Genomic DNA, 19554 nt, shown 5'->3' on the forward strand with positions numbered 1-19554 from the left:
GATTAATACCTCGGCTTTCGGTCGATAATTTCTTGCATAAACTGTTCGTAATGCTTGTAGCGGTAGTCACGAATATCCCCCGCTTCTACTGCTGCCTTTACTGCACATTTTGGCTCTTTCAAGTGTAAACAACCTCTGAATTTACAATCATCCGCAATTTTAGCCATTTCCGGAAAACATGCACCTAGTTCCTCTTTTTCAATTTCATCAAAATCAAAAGAACTAAATCCAGGAGTATCTGCCAGTAAACCATCACATACCTCAATAAGCTCAACATGACGAGTGGTATGTTTTCCTCGTCCTAAACTTTGCGAGATTATGCCTGTTTTTAAATTGAGATCAGGAATTAATGTATTAAGCAATGTTGATTTACCAACGCCAGATTGGCCTGCTAATACAGTCGTTTTACCCTTTAAAATAGGCTGTAAACGTCCAATTAACTCTTCTTCATCTTTATAAGTTTGTAAAACTGTATAGCCCATGCTTTGATAATCTTCAATATACTGCTGTAATTCCTTACGCTCTTCAGGATTTAGTAAATCCATTTTTGTTAAACAAATAATAGGATGTACATGGAATGATTCTAACACCACTAAAAAGCGATCTAGTAAAATGGTATTGAAATTTGGCTCTTTTACGGAAAATACTAAAATACCTTGATCAATATTGGCAATTGGCGGACGAACCAATTCATTTTGACGCGCTAATATCTTTTGAATCGTGCCATCCGAACCTTCTGTTTCCATTGTATATTCTACCATATCGCCGACAAGCGGAGATTCTCCACGATTTCGAAAAACCCCACGCCCTCGACATTGTATAAGTTGCTGACCATCATAAACATAGTAATAACCGCTTAATGCTTTTCTTATTTGGCCTTGCGCCATCCAATTCCTCCTTAATTGACATCTTTATAATTAACTTTGTCTTCTAAAATTATTTCTGAGTCACGAATAATTCTATAACTTGCATCTTTGCCCTCTTCAATAACAAGCTGTATATTGTAAGTCGTATCCTCTACAATCGAAAATTCTTTAACTGGTTCTGAAAATGTATGATTTTTATCCTGAATTTCAATACGAATTTTTTGCTCTATTCCCTCTTCTGTAGGTTTATACTCAATATTTACAGGGATAATTAATGTTTTCTCTGGCTTTTTAGCTGGTCCTTTACTCATTACAACCGATATAACAGAACCTTCCTCCACCATAGTACCTGCATTTGTTAATTGTGAAATCACACTACCAGCTGGGATCGACTCATGATATTCTTCACGAGATATACGCCAGTTAAGACCCACTCTATTCACATAATCATCCATATCAGCTTTCGTATAATTTACAACGTTTTCAACCCTTACCATCCTAACACCTTGGCTTACTTTAAACGTTATAGTCTCCTCTTTTGCTACCACTTCTGTATCTGCGGGAATACTTTGCTCAATAATCCTGCCTTCTGGTTCACGAGAAGGAACATCCTCTTTTATAACCTCTTTATACTTTCCTTTTATTAAAGCTTCGACTTGACTATAATTTTGTCCTACATAATTATCAACGGTCGTCATCTCTACACCTAAGCTAACAATTAAGTCAATCTCTGAGCCTTTTGCTCGCATTGAATTTTTAGCTGGATCTGTTTCGATAACCTTACCCTTTTCAATTTCCTCGTGATTCCGCTCCTGAGGCTCATCACCAACGACAAATCCCTCAGCTTCTAATTTCTTTGTAGCGTCCTCTACGGTTAAATTTGTTACATCAGGTACTGCCACTTTTTTCGGGCTAAATGCATCTGTTGCAAATAAAAAGAATAAGAAGATGACAATAGCTACTAAAAGTAATCCAGCAATATACTTTGGCCAATTTTTCTTTTTTGACTTCACTGGAGTTGGTTTTTCACTATTTTTTTTAGGTTTTGGTTGAGATGGAGCTTTAACTTCCACAATCGGTTCAATAACTCTTGTTTTGGTTAAATCTTCGTCCTTTTTCAGAACCTGCTCTTTAATAATTGGAATGGCTTTTGTCACATCATTATCAACTGGCACGACAAATTTTGGCTCATTTATTCGATTTGGTGATAATACTGTTTCTAAATCATCATACATTTCTTCGACTGTATTATAACGATGAGAAGCCTCTTTCGCTGTTGCCTTAAGCACCACATTTTCCAAACTTTGTGGAATAGTTGCATCGAAAGCACGGACAGAAGGCGTTTCTTTCTGCAAATGTTTGAGTGCAATTGAAACCGCTGATTCACCAGAAAATGGTAATTCACCTGTTAATAATTCATATAAAACAATACCGAGTGCATAAATGTCGGATTTGTTTGTTGCCGTACCACCACGGGCTTGCTCTGGTGATAAATAATGCACCGTACCCAACACTGAATTTGTTTGTGTAAACGATGTAGCACTTAACGTCATGGCGATACCAAAATCAGTTATTTTAACATTGCCCTCTGCATCCATTAAAATATTTTGCGGTTTAATATCACGGTGAATGATATGATTTTCATGTGCATTGGCAATTGCAGATGTTAATTGCTTCATAATGTGCACGCTTCTGGCAGGTGAAATAGGTGCAAATTCTTGTATGTACTGCTTTAACGTTTTTCCTTGAACATATTCCATCACAATATAATGTAGATCTCCATCATCACCTACATCATAAATATTAACAATATTCGGATGTGTAAGACTTGTAGCAGACAGTGCCTCACGTTGAAAACGTCGATGTAATTCATCCTCATTGGAAAAATCGTAACGTAATATTTTAATGGCTACATCACGGTTTAATATCATGTCATGTGCTAAATAAACATTCGACATACCACCGCCGCCAATGAGTTCTAAAATTTTATAACGGTCACTAATTCTTTTACCTACAAGCATTCTTACACCTCCTCATCCTTTTTTGTTAGTAGCACGAGGGAGATATTATCTTCTCCCCCGCTGGCATTTGCTAATTCTACAAGCTTACGCCCTTTCTCCCCAATGGAATCTGGATACGTAATAATAGATGCCATTTCATATACAGTAAGTTTATTACTTAATCCATCTGAACAAATGAGTAAATACGATTCTGATGCTAAATCAACTTCATAAAAGTCTGGTTCTATTGTTTCTTCTGTTCCAACAGCCTTTAAAATGAAATTTTTCTTCGGATGTGTCAAAGCCTCTTCTTCACTTATTTCGCCATTTTCAACCAGTACATTTACATATGAATGATCTCTTGTTATTTGTTGTGCACCATCTTCAAAGAAATAATACACACGACTATCTCCAACATGTGCAATGAAGCAATGATGCTCTTCTATTAACACCGCAATAAACGTCGTGCCCATTCCTTTACAGTCTTCATGTGATAAAGAATAGTCATATATTGTTTTATTTATTTGCTTAACTGTTTGTAATAACCATTCTTTTTTTGATGTTGTTGATACAAAATGATGCGCGTCTGCCTGTAAAAAAAAGGATTCCATCTGTTTAATTGCCATATCACTTGCCACATCACCAGCATTATGACCACCCATGCCGTCCGCTACAAGTGCTAATGCAAGCCCGTCAGGACGTTTAAAGAATGCAGCACGGTCTTCATTAATTGATCGTTTTAAACCAATATCACTTTCGACTGTGTATTCCAACACTGGTCACCTCGTTTCTTCAGATCTCTCTTGTGCACGTAATTGCCCACACGCAGCTGCTATATCTGAACCTTGCTCTCGGCGGATTGTTACGTTAATACCATTTTTCTTTAAAGTTTTTTCAAAAGCAAAAATTTGACTACGAGACGTACGTACATAATCACGTTCTGGCACGTAGTTAACAGGAATTAAGTTAACGTGACATTTAATTCCTTTAATTAATGCAGATAACTCTTCTGCAATTTCTACTGAATCATTTTCACCAGACATCAATCCATATTCAAAGCTCACACGTCGACCTGTTTTTTTAGTATAATAACGAACTGCCTCCATTAATTCATCTAATTTATATGCACGTGCAATAGGCATTAACTTTTGACGTGCTTCTTGGTTTGGTGCGTGTAGAGATACGGCAAAATTAATTTGTAATTGTTCATCCGCAAATTGATAAATTTTAGGAACTATACCTGATGTTGAAACGGTTATATGACGTGCGCCAATATTTAATCCTTTTTCATGGTTAATTACTTTTAAGAAGTTCATCATTGCATCATAGTTATCGAAAGGTTCGCCGATACCCATAATAACAATATGGGATACTCGCTCACCTACTTCGTCTAAAGTCTGCTGGACTTTGACAACTTGCTCCACGATTTCCCCTGCTAATAAATGGCGCTTCAAGCCGCCTAAAGTAGAAGCACAAAACGTACAGCCAATTCGACAACCCACCTGTGTTGTTACACAAACAGAGTTTCCATAATCATGGCGCATTAACACCGTTTCTATTGAATAGCCATCCTGCAATTGAAATAAAAATTTAATTGTACCATCTTTAGATTCTTGCTTAATAATGGTTGATAATGTGGATAAAGCAAAATTGGCAGTTAACTTTTCACGCAATCCCTTTGAAAGATTGGACATCTCTTCAAAAGTTTTCACTCGTTTATTATATAGCCAGTCAAAAATTTGAGCAGCACGGAAAGGCTTTTCGCCATTTTCCTTTAACCACTCTTCTAACTGGTGTGGCTGTAAAGAGTAAATAGACTCTTTTAAATTTGGTTTTTCCTTTTTCACTCGACGTACGGGCTTGTCTTCCGCTTCATCAACTAAATCGTTAATACGTTCATTAAATTTTTCTTGATCCACCATTAGTTGGATTCTCCTTTTTTACGAAAGGCAGCAACGAAGAAACCGTCACTACCAAAGTCTTGTGGAAAGACTTGAAGCATGCCATTAGCTTGCTTTTCCGCTAATTTTGTTGGTAAAGATTCTAGTTGTATAGCTTCCATTTCTGGATGTGCTGTTAAAAAGGCTTTAACTGTGCCTTCATTTTCTTGAGTATCTACTGTACAAGTACTGTACACAAGCTTCCCATCTATTTTCAATACTTTTGTTGCTGCATCAAGTAAGGCCAATTGGATCTTTTGAAGATTTTCTAAATCTTCTTCTCGTTTTGTATATTTAATATCTGGCTTACGTCGCATAACTCCTAGTCCGCTACACGGTGCATCAACTAAAATGGCATCAAAAGACGCTGCTTGTAAAAATTCTGCTGCTTTACGTCCATCTATTGGAGCTGTTTCTACAATATCCAGCCCAAGACGTTCTGTATTATGGTCAATTAAATCTAATTTATGTGGATGAAGATCTGTTGCTAAAATGGAGCCTTCATTGTTCATTATTTCAGCTAAATGTGTTGTCTTTCCACCCGGAGCTGCACACATATCCAAGACACGCATACCTGGAGATGGATTTAACACTTTAGCAGGGATCATTGAACTTTCATCCTGTATAGTAATAAGACCTTCTTTGAATGCTTTTGTGCGTGCTGGTTGTCCATTTGTTACATGTAAACATTCAGGCATTATATCACTTTGCTGTGCTGTTAATCCTTCATTCTCTAGTTCCTCAATAGCTTGTTCAACTGATGCTTTTGTAGTATTTACACGCACTGTTTGCACAGGTGGAACATTATTTTCCTGTAACATGGCTGTTGCTACTTCTAGACCGTAGTTTGCTACAAATCGTTGCACTAACCATTCTGGATGACTAGTTTCAATAGCAAGACGCTCGATCGGATCCTCAATACTATCTGTAGAAGGAACACCACTTCGTAATATTGATCTTAAAATACCATTGACCATCGAAGCAATTCCACGATGTCCTCGACGCTTGGCAATTTCTACTGCCTCGTTTACAGCGGCATGCGGTGGTATGCGCGTTAAATAATGAATTTGATATAAGGATATTCTTAATAACCAACGAACCCAATGATCGACTGAACCGCGAATAAAAGGCTCTAAATAAAAATCGAGCGTCATTTTATGCTGTAATGTTCCATACGTAATTTCAGTTAATAATGCGCGATCTTTTGCTTCTATTTTATGTCTTTTAATGGTTTCATTTAGCAATAAATTGCTATAGGCTTGATTTTTATCAACTGCTAACAGAATAGATAATGCAGCATCTCGCACATTTCCATCCCAAATAACTACACTTTTTTTACTCATTTAAATTGGTCCCCAATCTGTAATTTAGAACCTGTGCCACGTAAATATTCCTCTGCCGTCATGCGCTTTTTACCAGCAGGTTGGATATCATATAAGGCTAACGTTGTTCCATTGCCAGCTGCAACTTCAAAATGATCTTTTGCAATCGCAACTACCGAACCTGGGTTCACCTCATGCTTACTATTACCAATAGTCGCCCACCAAATTTTAAAGTTACCATCCTCAAAAGTTGTATACGCTACTGGCCATGGATGAAGACCACGTACTTGATTGTATAAAGTAGCAGCATCCTTTGTCCAATCAATGCGCTCCTGCTCTCTGGAAATATTGCTTGCAAAAGTAACCTGTGCTTCATCTTGAACTGTACGACTATTTGTACCATTAATAATAGAAGGAAGTGTATCCTTTAATAATTCACGGCCAACCATACTTAACTTTTCAAAAAGTCTACCGGTATGATCATCTTCTTCAATCGGAATAGCTTTTTGGGAAATAATATCTCCAGCATCCAGTTTTTCTGCCATATACATGATTGTGACTCCTGTCTCCTTTTCACCATCTATAATGGCTTGGTGAATAGGAGCACCTCCACGATACTTTGGTAGTAGAGAAGCATGGACATTAATACAGCCAAGAGCTGGAGCATCTAATAATTCCTTTGGTAGTATTTGTCCAAATGCTGCTGTTATGACTAAATCAGGCTGTAAGGCAAGAATTTGCTGTAACTCCTCAGAGCCGCGTAATTTTTCTGGTTGAATAACTGGTAAGCCAAGCTCCAAAGCTGCAGCTTTCACAGGTGGTGGTGTTAATATACGCTTACGTCCAACTGGACGATCTGGTTGTGTCACAACTGCTTTAATATCGTACCCTTCATCATGTAGCATACGCAAAATAGGCGCAGAGAAGTCAGGTGTCCCCATAAAAATAATAGACGTCATTTTATTCCTCCTCTTCTGCGTACATTTCTTCAAGTTCTTCTGCTGTTACAATACGTTTAATTTTTGAATCGAAAAGTACCCCATCTAAATGATCGATTTCATGTAAGATCGCGCGGGCATCAAAGTCTCCCGCCTCTAATTCATAAACACGCCCTTCACGGTCACATGCTTCAATTTTTACATAAGTAGGTCGTTCAACCTCACCATATAATCCCGGAAAACTCAAACAACCTTCGATATCTACTTCTGCTCCATCTGTTTCAATGACAGTTGGATTAATCATTTCTAAAATATCACGTTCCTCACCTAGCTCCACAATGGCAACTCGCAAGCCAACATTTATTTGTGGTGCTGCGATACCTACACCATCATATTCCACCATTGTGTCATATAAATCATCCAGTAATGTAATAATTTCATCATTAATTTCTGTCACTTCAGCACATGGTGTTGATAGTACTTTTGCTGGGTTTTCAATTACTTTTTTAATAGCCATCTTTATTTCCTCATTTCTGCTTTAAAGCCTTCCTTTACAAAAACCTTGAAAGGTATTTTTGTAAACGGATATTGCCGCTGTTTTCACTATATAGTAGACGGATCTAAATCTACCGTCATTAATATTCCCTGTTTAATCCATTCTGCTCGATACATGGCAAGCAGGCGCTGTAACACTGGAATTAGATTTGGTTCAATTTTATATTTTATCAAACATTGATAACGATATCTATTTTGGAGGCGAGCAATACTCGCCGTTGTTGGTCCAATAATTGCTACTTGATTCGATAAATTTTCACGTAGCCAATCTGCCACTCGGCCTGCATATTCGGCGGCCATCATGACATCTTCATGAGATAATTGTATAAGAGCTACAAAATAATAGGGTGGATAGCTTGAACGTCTTCTTAAAAACATCTCCCGTTCATAAAAAGGTTCATAATCCTGCGTTTTAGCTAATTCAATGGCATAATGCTCAGGTGTATACGTCTGAATAATAACCTCCCCTGGCTTATCATGTCGTCCAGCCCTACCGCTTACCTGTGTTAGTAGCTGAAATGTGCGTTCTGCTGCCCGGTAATCAGGTAAATGTAGAGATGTATCGGCACTAAGTACACCTACTAGTGTAATATTCGGAAAGTCCAAGCCCTTTGCAATCATTTGAGTACCTAATAAAATATCTGCTTGTCCTGCTCCAAATGTCTCCAATATTTCTTCATGTGCCCCTTTATGCTTTGTTGTATCAACATCCATTCGTAATACTCTTGCTTCAGGGAACAACTTATAAATTTCTTCCTCTACTTTTTGTGTACCTGTACCAAAATAACGAATATGATCACTTTGACATTGCGGACATATTTGAGGAACATGCTCCTCATAACCACAATAATGACATTTTAATTTTTCAGTTGTCCGATGATAGGTTAAAGAGATATCGCAATTTGGACATTGTACAACCGTGCCACAATCCCGACAAAGTACAAATGACGAATAGCCACGACGATTTAAAAAGAGCACCATCTGCTCTTTTTTCTCAAGTCTTACGCGGATTGCTTCAATAAGTGATTGTGAAAACATAGAACGATTCCCTTGTCGAAGCTCTTCACGCATATCTGCAATATAAACAGTGGGCAGGGCTTGATGTAGGGCTCGTTGTTTTAATGAAAGCAGCGTATAAACACCCTTCTTAGCTCTGGCGAATGACTCTAACGCTGGTGTCGCACTACCTAAAATAATAGGACATTTATAAAATTCGCTTCGCCAGATGGCTACATCTCTTGCATGATAACGAGGCGAATCTTCTTGCTTATAAGTTGATTCATGTTCCTCATCCAAAATAATAAGACCTATATTGGTAAAGGGTGCAAAAATAGCTGAACGAGCACCGACCACAACTTTCACTTTGCCTTGTTGAATTTTACGCCATTCATCATACTTCTCACCAACAGATAACCCACTATGCATAACAGCAACCATCTCACCAAAGCGACTACGGAATCGTTCAGTCATTTGTGGAGTTAAAGAAATTTCAGGTACAAGCATAATAGCTTCTTTTCCATCATTTAATACCTTCTGTATAGCTTGTAAATAAACCTCTGTTTTGCCGCTCCCTGTTATACCATGTAATAAAAATGTTTCAGCTGTTTGCTGCTCCATAGCTGTATTAATAGCTTGTAGAGCAACCTGCTGCTCATCTGTTAATTGTAAGGCTTGCGTACGTGAAACTTCTTTCGTAAATGGATCACGAAATACTTCCTCTTGAATAAATTGAGCAGCTCCTTTATCAATTACTGCCTCTAATACTGATAAAGAAACCCCTGCTTCGTCACAAATCTGCTGGGGCGACAATATTTCGCCTAGGTGTTGACACATCCATTGCAGTAATAACCGTTGTTTAACTGCTCTAGAGGATTGTCCCAAAGCACGTTCAACAAGTTGTTGGTCTGCTGTAATTTGAACCATACGTATCTCTTTCACATTCCCCTGTTGCTTCACAACATTTTCGATTGTAACAATGTTCTCTGCAACCAGTTGCTTCAATAGAGGAAGTAAACCTTCTCGCTCAAATTCTTTAAAATTAACTTGTTGGCGCTTACCGAATATAGGCTGCACTTCTTCTGGCAAAGTTTGATTTTTTTGTAACTTAATTATTTTTTCATATTTAGCTCGCAGTGCAGATGGTAACATCACTTGTAATGCATCAATTTCATAACAAATGGTGTTATTTTTTAACCACTTCGCCATTTGAAGCATTTCTTCTGTCAGCGCTGGCTCCATATCTAAAATTTGAGTGATTCCCTTTAATTTATTCAATGGAACATCGGTTTCATGTTTCAAACCTACGATAAATCCTAATACATTCCTTGGACCAAATGGCACTTTAACACGGCATCCTAATTCAATGACACTTTCCCATTCTGGAGGTACTTGATAATCAAATGGACGGTCTACATGATAGGTAGAGACATCTACAATGACCTCCGCGATTAAAATACTCATTGTGCCTCGTCCTTTATAATATGAGACCAAAGTGTCTGTGCAAAAAACTGAGGATTCGAAGTAGCTAAGAACTGGCCATTAAGCTGCGCTTGGTCACTAAAATCAATCCAGCTATCAGAAAGTATGTTAAACATCGGTTTGCCTTGAACTTGCTGTCCAAAAGTGACTGCTTTCATTCCTTCTACAGAAACTATAGGCGTTTTCTCGATGGTTGGTACATTCGCTGCATAAATAAAAAATGCTTGTGGATATTGAATTTTATAGGCTTCCAGTTGTTGAATCACATCATATAAATTGCTATTTTCTATTTCAATTACATGGGCGCCTAGCCTTTTTGCCTCATCTGCTAAAGCATGTCCGATTTGACCGTTTGCCTGTGGGCTAATCATATGCTGTTCATCCACTGGCACTTGTAAGGCACCTGCTATTACTAGGACTGTTTGACCTGCTAATGGTTTAGTTTTCCCTGAAAAGAAATCTTGCACAAGTGCAGTAATTTTTTCTGGTTCCTCTAGACGTCCTTTTCCGACATAACCACATGCTAAAAACCCCTCCGAAGGCTCAATAAATTGATAACCATCAGCAGATAGTCTATCCAAATTACGTTTTACAGCTGGATGGTCGTACATGTGCACATTCATTGCTGGCGCAATCCAGACAGGTGCAGTAGTAGCAAGAAGAGTTGTTGTGATCATATCATCTGCGATACCATTGGCTAATTTTCCAATTATATTTGCTGTCGCTGGTGCTACTAAAATCAAATCAGCCCAATCCGCTAAATCAATATGCGCAATCACCCTTGAATCTTTTTCATCAAAGGTGTCAAAATAAACATCATTTTTGGACATCACTTGAAAACTTAACGGATTCACAAACTGTCTAGCAGAAGCAGTCATGACGACCTTTACATTTGCCCCCGCCTGTGACAGCTTACTAACGAGCGCCACAGCCTTATAAACCGCGATCCCGCCTGAAACACATAGTAAAATATTTTTATTCATGCTAGGTGTCTTCCTTTCAAATGATAAGCTCCCAAAGAAGGATTCCCTGGGAGCTCACGGCATTCTGTATAATCAAAATCTACTGCAAACTAGCATACACGTAAACATAGTGTTTTACATGGATGTTAGATTTCGTCTTCGTACACAGCAGACTCATCCTGTGATACTTTCGTAAGTACACCTGCCGCTACTTCTTCAAGTGCTTTACCCACGTATTTATGAGAAACATACTTGTGTAAGCGTTCTGTGTCTTGTTCTTCTTGCATTTGGCGAGCGCGTTTAGAAGCAAGGCTCACTAATGAATATTTTGAATCGATTTCTTTTTTTAAAGCATCTACTGATGGGTATAGCATTGGTTTATTCTCCTCTCAACATTGACAAATATCTTTTTTCAACACGTTCTCTACGACAATGCTCAGCTTTGATAATCGCATTAATACGATCACAGGCATTCGTCACTTCATCATTCTCCACAACATAGTCATACAAGCTCATCATTTCAAGTTCTTCACTTGCAGTAGCAATGCGTTTTGCAATGATATCCTCTGTTTCTGTCCCACGTCCAACTAAACGATCTTTTAATTCCGTTAAACTTGGAGGGGCTAAGAAAATAAACAAGGCATCTGGTGCTTTTTTACGAATTTGTGCTGCACCCTGCACTTCGATTTCTAAAAATACATCACGACCTGCATCCAGCGTTTCATTCACATACGCTAGTGGTGTACCATAATAGTTACCGACAAATTCAGCGTGCTCTAATAAGCCACCTTGTTCAATTAGCGCTTCAAATTCTACACGCGTCTTGAAAAAATAGTCTACACCATCTACTTCACCTTCGCGAGGATTTCGTGTTGTCATCGAGATGGAATACTCATAATTCGTATTCGGCTGAGAAAATAATTCTTTTCGCACTGTCCCTTTACCTACACCAGATGGGCCAGACAGAACAATTAATAATCCACGTTCTTTTATCATTTATTCTCTATATCTCCCTTAATTTATAACAGACACGTGCAAGTTATTCGATATTTTGAACCTGCTCACGCATCTTTTCTAAAATTGTTTTCGCCTGAACAACAGCAACAGCTGCTTCTGTCGATTGATTCTTTGAACCGATCGTATTGATCTCACGATGTATTTCTTGCATTAAAAAGTCTAATTTTCGTCCCACTGAAATCGTTTCGAGTAATGTTTCTTCAAGCTGGTTGAAGTGACTATCTAATCTGTCTAATTCTTCGGAGATATCTACACGTTCTGCAAAAATTGCTACTTCTGCTAGTAAACGATCTTCTAACAATGTGCCATCTGCAATTTCAGAAATTCGTTCTACTAATCGTGTACGATATTTTTCAACAGCAAGTGAAGAACATAAACGAATCTGATTCACCTGTTCCATTAACTGTTCTTTATATTGTACAACAACTTCTTGCAGTTCTTGCCCTTCACGCTCACGCATTTGTACGAGCTGTTCAATCGCTTGTAAAATCGCTTGTTCAACAGCACTAAGTAAATCCTCAGGTGTAAGTTGTGGCTTTTGTTGTACAAGTGCCTGTTCCAATGATAAAAGCTCTTGCATCGTCCATTTTTCTTCAAGTGGTACTTTACTAGCTAATTGCTCCTTTGCCTTACGATACGCTTCAATTAATGACCAATTAATCTCAATAGATTGCTCTACGTTATCTAAGTCCTTCACATATACCATCACATCAATTTTGCCGCGTGACAAAGCTTGAGAAATAAGTTTTTTAGCAAAAATTTCTGCTTCAAGCCATTCTTTCGGAAATTTTGCATTGATTTCTAAAAAGCGATGGTTGACCGAGCGCATTTCCACGGTTAATTGAAAGTCTCTAGTTGTTGTGACACCTCTGCCAAAACCAGTCATACTACGCACCAAGGTTCGTCACACCTTTCTTTGCATACTGGGATTATTATAACATAAGCTCTGTCGATTATGACGACTCTCCAAAAAAAATTGGATAGAGTAAAAGCTAATTCTACCACAATTGAAGCTATATTTTAATATTCACCTAAAAAATGCTATGATAAACATACAAACAGTGTATTTGTAGGAGCTTAAAGACTGCAAAAGCAAATGCATGATGAAAAAATACGAAAGTACCAAGATGCTTGATATCATTGGAAAGAGGAATTCATATGGCATTTGATGGTTTATTTACTTATTCAATGACCGCCGACCTACAACAGCTTGTCACTGGTCGAATTACGAAAATACATCAACCTAATGCGCAAGAGGTTGTATTACATGTGCGTGCAAATGGAAAGAATCATAAATTATTGTTTTCAATCCATTCTTCTTATGCACGTGTTCATTTAACTGAGCATACGATTGATAACCCAGCAGAGCCCCCTATGTTTTGTATGCTTTTGCGTAAACATTTAGAGGGCGGTTTTATTTCTTCCATTAAACAGCGTGATTTTGATCGTATTATAATAGTAGAAATTGAAAGCAAAAATGAAATTGGCGACCCGATTGTAAGGGAAATACATGCTGAAATTATGGGTAGACATAGTAATCTATTGTTAATCGATCAAGAGCAAGGAAAAATTATTGATAGCTTAAAACATTTACCTCCATCCGTAAATAGTTTCCGTACTGTGTTACCTGGTCAACCTTATATTGCACCGCCTACACAAAATAAATGGAATCCTCTAACGGTTACAGATGATGAGCTAACATCGTTTTTTGCTGAAGCAAGGACAACGCAAGAGGTTGTAACACAGTTCGCTGGTTTTTCACCTCTTCACGCTGAAGAATTATTGTTCCGTTTGACTACAGCATCGGATACACTAACATGCTTCAAAGATTTTATGGGTTCCTTTGCGAATGGTGGCACGAAGCCAATGTATGCCATCTACAATAATAAAACATACTTCTCACCTATTGATCTGACTCATTTGCAAGGTGAAGTAACCGTTTATCCTAATGTTCATGAACTACTTGACCGCGTTTTCTTTGCACGTGCTGAGCGAGATCGTGTCAAACAACAAGCAGGAGACTTAGAGCGCTGGCTACAAAATGAAATTGATAAACTATCCTTAAAAACGAAAAAGCTTACAAAGGACTATGAGCGTGCATCAAAGCTTGATCAATTCCAACTATATGGTGAACTTTTAATGGCCAATATTTATGCCTTTGAAAAAGGTGTTAAAGAAGTTACGGTTACAAATTACTATAGTGAAACGGGCGAAGAGATTACGATTCCAGTAAGTGAACGTAAAACACCTATTGAAAATGCTCAAAGTTATTATACGAAATATACAAAGGCAAAAAATGCTTTGATTATGGTTCAAGAGCAGCTTGAAAAAACGACAGAAGAAATTGCCTATTTTGAAATGCTTGCTCAGCAAGTACAGCAAGCTTCTCCTGGAGATATTGAGGAAATTCGTGAAGAATTGGCAGAACAAGGTTACTTAAAATTACGTCATGCGAAAAAAAAGAAAAAACAAGTGAAACCTGAGCCAGAGCGTTATGTATCATCGACAGGTATAACGATTTCTGTTGGAAAAAACAATAAACAAAATGACATGCTAACATTTAAAATAGCAAAACGTACAGATATTTGGCTACACACAAAGGATATTCCTGGATCCCATGTTGTTATCCATTCCAGTGAACCTGATGAAACAACATTGCGTGAAGCAGCTACGCTAGCAGCCTATTTTTCTAAGGCTAGAGAATCCTCCTCAGTGCCAGTAGATTACACAGAAATCCGACAAGTTAAAAAACCAAATGGTGCCAAACCCGGTTTTGTGATTTACTTTGAACAAAAAACACTGTATATTGACCCAGACGAAGCTGTCATTTTACAATTAAAAAAACAGTCATAAAGAGATAGAAACCGATACAATTTGTATCGGTTTCTTTTTTATAATACACACACGTAATCCGTACTATAAAACGAGAAACAGGAACAGATTTTGATAAATTTCCACAGACAATCTTCCTTATTATAATGACTTAAAATAAACATATGAATAATCTGAACTGTTTCCTTCAATGCTTATTGACTTCTATCTTTCTTAAAAGCTAAATTAAAGTATAAAAACTTGTATAGCATTTCGGAAAGGGCGTATCTATATGTCTGTAGGAAAAAAATTAAGCTTTGGTTTCTTTACAATTATTTTGACACTAATTATTTCATTGGTGATAATGTTTCTGTTATTTTCAAACATAGAAAAGAAGATTGAAAATGCATTGGAAGGTCACGTTGCCCTAGTAGAACTAGCAGATAATATTCAATTTGAAATGGCTATGCAAGGGCTCTTCATTCGTGCCATTATCATCGAAGACAAACCTGCAAATAAAGAAAGCTTTACACAATACGCAAATATGCTAGACAAGCATGTGGAGGAAATGACCGGAAAATCTACTTCAGCTGAAATGGAAGCTTATGCAAAAGACTTAAATACATATAATGATCGTTTTAATGAGTCAGCAACAGAAGCACTAGCACTTTTTGAAGCAGGCAATCTTGAAGGCGCTTTGCAAAAAGTGAATGGTGATGTGCAACAAGCTAACAAAGGAATACAAGATGTTTCCGATAAAATCGTTAGTTACCAAAAAGATCAACTGGAAGCCGTCACAAAAGAATCTAAGCAAGCAGTATTCAATTCTCAAATTATTTCAGTTATCGCTATTATTATCGGTGTTATTCTAGGCATTTTCCTCATGATCTATATACAACGAACGACTTCTCGTCCTTTAAAAGCTGTTGTTCAAGCAGCTAATCATGTTGCTAGTGGTGAATTGTATCATCAAGACATTACCTACCAATCTAAGGATGAGATTGGCCAGCTTTCATCAGCATTTAATGCCATGAAGGGGAACTTGAAAAATCTTTTAACTCATATTCAAGACAATGCAGAGCATTTAACGGCTTCAGTAGAAGAGCTTTCTGCATCAACTGAAGAAGTTACTGCCTCAGCAGATGAGATCACAATACGTATAAATGAAACAGCGAATGCTGCTGTAGCTGCTACAGTTGCCGCTAACGAAAGTGCACATGCAATGGATGAAACAGCTATAGGTGTCCAACGTATAGCAGAGGCAACTCAACAGCTGCTTCATAATGCTGTTTCAGCATCTGAATTGGCAACAAACGGAAACACTACAGTAGATGAGGCCCAACAACAAATGAATGTAATTGATGAGTCTACGCAAGTAATTAATACTCTTGTCCAAAAATTGAGCAAACAATCGGAAGAAATAGGTCAAATAACTGCTGTCATTACAGCCATTACAGATCAAACAAACTTATTAGCGCTCAATGCAGCAATAGAAGCTGCACGTGCTGGAGAGCATGGCAAAGGATTTGCCGTTGTTGCAGACGAGGTACGCAAATTAGCTGAGGAATCTAAGCAATCAGCTAATCAAATTGTTGCATTAACCCAGGATATTCAAGAAGATACAAGCAATGTAGAAAAAGCTGTTTTAGATGGTTTGCACTCTGTCACAGAGGGTGTGAAAATCATTGGACATGCAGGACAAGCATTTGAAGCTATCGAAAAAGCAATAAATAATATGACAAATCAAATTGAAGATATATCGGCTACTTCAGAAGAAATTTCAGCCAGCGCAGAACAGGTAGCTGCCTCTGTCGCAGAAATTGCCCAAGGTGCTTCAACTAGCTCAGAAAGTACACAAATTATCGCTACAGCAAGCAAGGAGCAATCCATAACGATGCAGCAAGTCAATCAGGTGGCCTCTGATTTAAGCGAAAAGTCCTTAGATTTACAGAATCAAATCAATAATTTTAAACTATAACTAAAAAAAGTGCATTTCATATATATGAATGCACTTTTTTTGTACTTTTTTTACATGACAGCTCCTAGCTTTTGAAAGAAAATCATTTCTCAAGGTTATTGATAACGTTTTCAGCAGATTAAAAGTCAGATTTTTAGTAATTATTTGCATGCTGAATCCTCTTCAGCAAGACAATTGACATCCTCAAAAAAACAAAACTAGTAAAGTGGATTACTTTGGTAAACATCTGGCAAAAACCGTGACTTCCCTTTATGATAAATTGCTGAATAAAACAATATTCATTTGCATATATGGATGTATATATAACTAGCACGGAAATTATTTCAAAAAAACATAATCCCTTATTTTCTCTTCTCACTAAATCCATTTTTTTCTTAGTTTGGGTACCATTTTTCATACAATTGCTCTATTTTTTCTTGCCTTCATCCACAATTGGATAATACTAGAAAATTACAAAACAAGTTTCTTATATATCATTAATAGATAAAAATATTCATGTTTCGAGATCATATTTTGCAAGAAATTACCTGCAAAAGAAACTAATTCACTTAGTTTTACTTAGATTTTCTACAAATCTATACAATTCCCTCAAGGTTATACATCTATGACTTTCGATTCATTTTTTAAATATTGATAATATTATCAAAAAAATAGGAATTTTCCGTATAGTAAATCATTTTTTTATTTTTATTTTATTTTTGATATTCAGAATAGGTAATTATCAAATTTTTATTATATAAACACTCTGTTTCTTTAGTGTGATAAATCGGAAAAATTTATTAAACTCTTAAATGTCAGATAATACTATATAAATTTGAATCTTTTTTATTTTGTGCACAATGATTTTTTTGGTATATTAAATAGGAGCTTCACAAAAGGCTTAAAAATTGTATAAGGGGGATTCACATGAATAAAAACAAAAAGTTTTTATTACTAACAGTTCTTGCAGTATTTTCTTTAGTACTTGCTGCATGTGGCTTCGGTGGAGATTCGTCTGAAAAATCAAAAGACGATGGAAAAGATTCAGGTTCTTCTGAAACAACTTCAGGCGGCGAATTAAACTTAGTAGTAACTTCTGAGCCACCATCATTACACCCAGGATTAGCAACTGATACAACTTCTAGTGCTATTCTTACAAATGTATTTGAAAATTTAACAACATTAGATGAAAATGCTAAACCAGTTGCTGCTGCAGCTTCTGACTGGACGATTAGCGAGGACCAAAAAACTTACACATTCACAATACGTGATAATAAATGGTCAAATGGAGATCCAGTAACGGCAAAGGACTTTGAATATGCATGGAAATGGGCATTAAACCCAGATAATCTTTCTGAGTATGCTTCAATTTTTTACCCAATTAAAGGTGCTGCCGCGTATAACAACGGTGAAGGTTCTGCTGATGACGTAGGTGTTAAAGCAGAAGATGATAAAACATTAGTCGTAACATTAGAAAACCCAACACCTTACTTCTTAGAATTAACAGCATTCAAAACATACGCACCATTAAACCAAAAAGTAGTTGAAGGTAATGATGAGTGGTATACAGATGCTGGTGATGACTATGTAACAAACGGACCATTCACTTTAGGTGAATGGAGACACAACGACGCAATCGTATTAAAGAAAAACCCAGAATATTGGGATGCAGATAAAGTTTCTTTAGAGACAATTAATATCGGTATGGTTGAATCTGAAACAACTGCTGCTACAATGTTTAAAGCTGGCGAAATTGATTATCTTGGTGCTCCATACCAATCTGTTGCACTTGATTCAATCGAAGGATTTAAAGCTGATGGTTCATTAAATATTGCTGACCAGGCTTCAGTATATGTTTATAAACTAAATACAAAAGATAAATTTACTGGAAACGCTAACATTCGTAAAGCGTTAACTTTAGCAATCGATCGTCAAGGTTTAATTGACAATATTACTAAAGGTGAGCAAAAACCAGCATTAGGTATGGTGCCAATCGCTGTTAGTGGTTTTGAAGAGGACCGTGGTTACTTCAAAGATAACGATATTGAAGGTGCAAAAGCTGCACTTGAAGCTGGTATGAAAGAACTTGGTATTAAAGATCCATCTGAAATCACTGTAAACATTTCGTTCAACACTAGTGAAGCACATGCTGCGATCGCTCAATTTATTCAAGAGGGCTGGACGAAAAACCTTGGTATTAAGGTAGGTCTTGATAACTCTGAATGGCAAGTTTACCTAGAGAAACTTAATCAATTAGACTACCAAGCTGGACGTCTAGGCTGGACTGGTGACTATAATGATGCATATACATTCTTAGAAATCTATGATACTGCTGAAAATGGTAACAATGATACTGGTTGGGAAAACCCAGAATATAAAAAGTTATTAGATCAATCTAACCTAGAAACAGATCCTGCTAAACGTCTTGAGCTTCTAAAACAAGCAGAGTCAGTTATCATGACTGATTTACCTGTTGCACCTATCTACTACTACACTAATCTTTCTGTAGTACACGATAACGTGAAAAACATGCAAGCAGATGTTCTTGGTAACATTCCACTTAAAGAGGTTGTAGTAGAAGAAAAATAATTATTTATATTATTTTATCTTGCTTTTTTAGCTCTACAGCAAGAGCTGCCTCGTAGCCACTACGGCGCGGGTCAGCTCTTTTTAAAATACGAAGGCATTTATTTGTCTGAAAATTGACA

General features: G+C 37.1%; 15 protein-coding genes. 3 read left to right on the plus strand and 12 right to left on the minus strand.

The genetic code is table 11. From position 1 onward, the window contains the following. Nucleotides 1-2 precede the first annotated feature (2 nt). The 12 genes from rsgA to ABC382_RS10855 all read right to left on the minus strand — a co-directional run bounded on the left by rsgA (nt 3) and on the right by ABC382_RS10855 (nt 12976). Nucleotides 3-887, minus strand: coding sequence for a ribosome small subunit-dependent GTPase A (rsgA, locus tag ABC382_RS10800; RefSeq protein WP_274795919.1), 885 nt, complete (start codon nt 885-887; stop codon nt 3-5). A gap of 11 nt (nt 888-898) precedes the next feature. Continuing rightward, nucleotides 899-2887, minus strand: a complete 1989-nt coding sequence (gene pknB / locus ABC382_RS10805) for a Stk1 family PASTA domain-containing Ser/Thr kinase (protein ID WP_412926809.1) — start codon at nt 2885-2887, stop codon at nt 899-901. 2 nt (nt 2888-2889) lie between these two features. After that, nucleotides 2890-3639, minus strand: a complete 750-nt coding sequence (locus ABC382_RS10810; RefSeq protein WP_274797276.1) for a Stp1/IreP family PP2C-type Ser/Thr phosphatase — start codon at nt 3637-3639, stop codon at nt 2890-2892. Nucleotides 3640-3645: 6 nt separating this feature from the next. After that, a complete protein-coding gene (gene rlmN, locus ABC382_RS10815) occupies nt 3646-4788 on the minus strand; it encodes a dual-specificity RNA methyltransferase RlmN (protein WP_274795916.1) in 1143 nt (380 codons plus the stop codon). Then, nucleotides 4788-6149 carry a 16S rRNA (cytosine(967)-C(5))-methyltransferase RsmB gene (rsmB, locus tag ABC382_RS10820; protein WP_312506791.1) on the minus strand — a complete coding sequence of 454 codons (1362 nt, stop codon included), beginning with the start codon at nt 6147-6149 and terminating at the stop codon, nt 4788-4790. Before rsmB ends, rlmN begins: the two co-directional genes overlap by 1 nt. Beyond that, the gene (gene fmt / locus ABC382_RS10825; RefSeq protein ID WP_274795914.1) at nt 6146-7087 is read right to left on the minus strand and encodes a methionyl-tRNA formyltransferase; all 942 of its coding nucleotides are present in this window, start codon (nt 7085-7087) and stop codon (nt 6146-6148) included. Before fmt ends, rsmB begins: the two co-directional genes overlap by 4 nt. A 1-nt stretch (nt 7088) precedes the next feature. After that, nucleotides 7089-7583 carry a peptide deformylase gene (def, locus tag ABC382_RS10830; RefSeq protein WP_274795913.1) on the minus strand — a complete coding sequence of 165 codons (495 nt, stop codon included), beginning with the start codon at nt 7581-7583 and terminating at the stop codon, nt 7089-7091. Between the two features lie 86 nt (nt 7584-7669). After that, complete coding sequence (gene priA / locus ABC382_RS10835) at nt 7670-10081, minus strand: primosomal protein N' (protein ID WP_274795912.1); 2412 nt, start codon at nt 10079-10081, stop codon at nt 7670-7672. After that, nucleotides 10078-11082, minus strand: a complete 1005-nt coding sequence (gene coaBC / locus ABC382_RS10840; RefSeq protein ID WP_274795911.1) for a bifunctional phosphopantothenoylcysteine decarboxylase/phosphopantothenate--cysteine ligase CoaBC — start codon at nt 11080-11082, stop codon at nt 10078-10080. Before coaBC ends, priA begins: the two co-directional genes overlap by 4 nt. 125 nt (nt 11083-11207) lie before the next feature. Continuing rightward, complete coding sequence (gene rpoZ, locus ABC382_RS10845) at nt 11208-11435, minus strand: DNA-directed RNA polymerase subunit omega (RefSeq protein WP_274795909.1); 228 nt, start codon at nt 11433-11435, stop codon at nt 11208-11210. A 4-nt stretch (nt 11436-11439) separates the two neighbouring features. Continuing rightward, nucleotides 11440-12057: a guanylate kinase gene (gmk, locus tag ABC382_RS10850; protein WP_274795908.1), complete on the minus strand. Its 618-nt coding sequence runs from the start codon at nt 12055-12057 to the stop codon at nt 11440-11442. A 43-nt stretch (nt 12058-12100) separates the two neighbouring features. Beyond that, the gene (locus ABC382_RS10855; protein ID WP_274795907.1) at nt 12101-12976 is read right to left on the minus strand and encodes a YicC/YloC family endoribonuclease; all 876 of its coding nucleotides are present in this window, start codon (nt 12974-12976) and stop codon (nt 12101-12103) included. 260 nt (nt 12977-13236) lie between these two features. Between ABC382_RS10855 and ABC382_RS10860 the strand changes: the two genes are divergently transcribed. The 3 genes from ABC382_RS10860 to ABC382_RS10870 all read left to right on the plus strand — a co-directional run bounded on the left by ABC382_RS10860 (nt 13237) and on the right by ABC382_RS10870 (nt 19435). Then, a complete protein-coding gene (locus tag ABC382_RS10860; RefSeq protein WP_274795906.1) occupies nt 13237-14931 on the plus strand; it encodes an Rqc2 family fibronectin-binding protein in 1695 nt (564 codons plus the stop codon). 250 nt (nt 14932-15181) lie between these two features. Then, the gene (locus ABC382_RS10865) at nt 15182-16867 is read left to right on the plus strand and encodes a methyl-accepting chemotaxis protein (RefSeq protein ID WP_412926810.1); all 1686 of its coding nucleotides are present in this window, start codon (nt 15182-15184) and stop codon (nt 16865-16867) included. A gap of 906 nt (nt 16868-17773) precedes the next feature. Further along, nucleotides 17774-19435: a peptide ABC transporter substrate-binding protein gene (locus ABC382_RS10870; RefSeq protein WP_322604653.1), complete on the plus strand. Its 1662-nt coding sequence runs from the start codon at nt 17774-17776 to the stop codon at nt 19433-19435. The last annotated feature ends 119 nt before the right edge of the window (nt 19436-19554 follow it).

Origin of the sequence: Lysinibacillus phoenicis, assembly GCF_047238325.1 — a bacterium.
Lineage (GTDB): Bacteria > Bacillota > Bacilli > Bacillales_A > Planococcaceae > Lysinibacillus > Lysinibacillus irui.

Bases quoted from the DNA above. Each gene is read 5' to 3' on its own strand.
- rsgA (WP_274795919.1), bottom strand. From the start codon at position 887: ATGGCGCAAGGCCAAATAAGAAAAGCATTAAGCGGTTATTACTATGTT.
- pknB (WP_412926809.1), bottom strand. From the start codon at position 2,887: ATGCTTGTAGGTAAAAGAATTAGTGACCGTTATAAAATTTTAGAACTC.
- rlmN (WP_274795916.1), bottom strand. From the start codon at position 4,788: ATGGTGGATCAAGAAAAATTTAATGAACGTATTAACGATTTAGTTGAT.
- rsmB (WP_312506791.1), bottom strand. From the start codon at position 6,149: ATGAGTAAAAAAAGTGTAGTTATTTGGGATGGAAATGTGCGAGATGCT.
- fmt (WP_274795914.1), bottom strand. From the start codon at position 7,087: ATGACGTCTATTATTTTTATGGGGACACCTGACTTCTCTGCGCCTATT.
- def (WP_274795913.1), bottom strand. From the start codon at position 7,583: ATGGCTATTAAAAAAGTAATTGAAAACCCAGCAAAAGTACTATCAACA.
- priA (WP_274795912.1), bottom strand. From the start codon at position 10,081: ATGAGTATTTTAATCGCGGAGGTCATTGTAGATGTCTCTACCTATCAT.
- coaBC (WP_274795911.1), bottom strand. From the start codon at position 11,082: ATGAATAAAAATATTTTACTATGTGTTTCAGGCGGGATCGCGGTTTAT.
- rpoZ (WP_274795909.1), bottom strand. From the start codon at position 11,435: ATGCTATACCCATCAGTAGATGCTTTAAAAAAAGAAATCGATTCAAAA.
- gmk (WP_274795908.1), bottom strand. From the start codon at position 12,057: ATGATAAAAGAACGTGGATTATTAATTGTTCTGTCTGGCCCATCTGGT.
- ABC382_RS10860 (WP_274795906.1), top strand. From the start codon at position 13,237: ATGGCATTTGATGGTTTATTTACTTATTCAATGACCGCCGACCTACAA.
- ABC382_RS10865 (WP_412926810.1), top strand. From the start codon at position 15,182: ATGTCTGTAGGAAAAAAATTAAGCTTTGGTTTCTTTACAATTATTTTG.
- ABC382_RS10870 (WP_322604653.1), top strand. From the start codon at position 17,774: ATGAATAAAAACAAAAAGTTTTTATTACTAACAGTTCTTGCAGTATTT.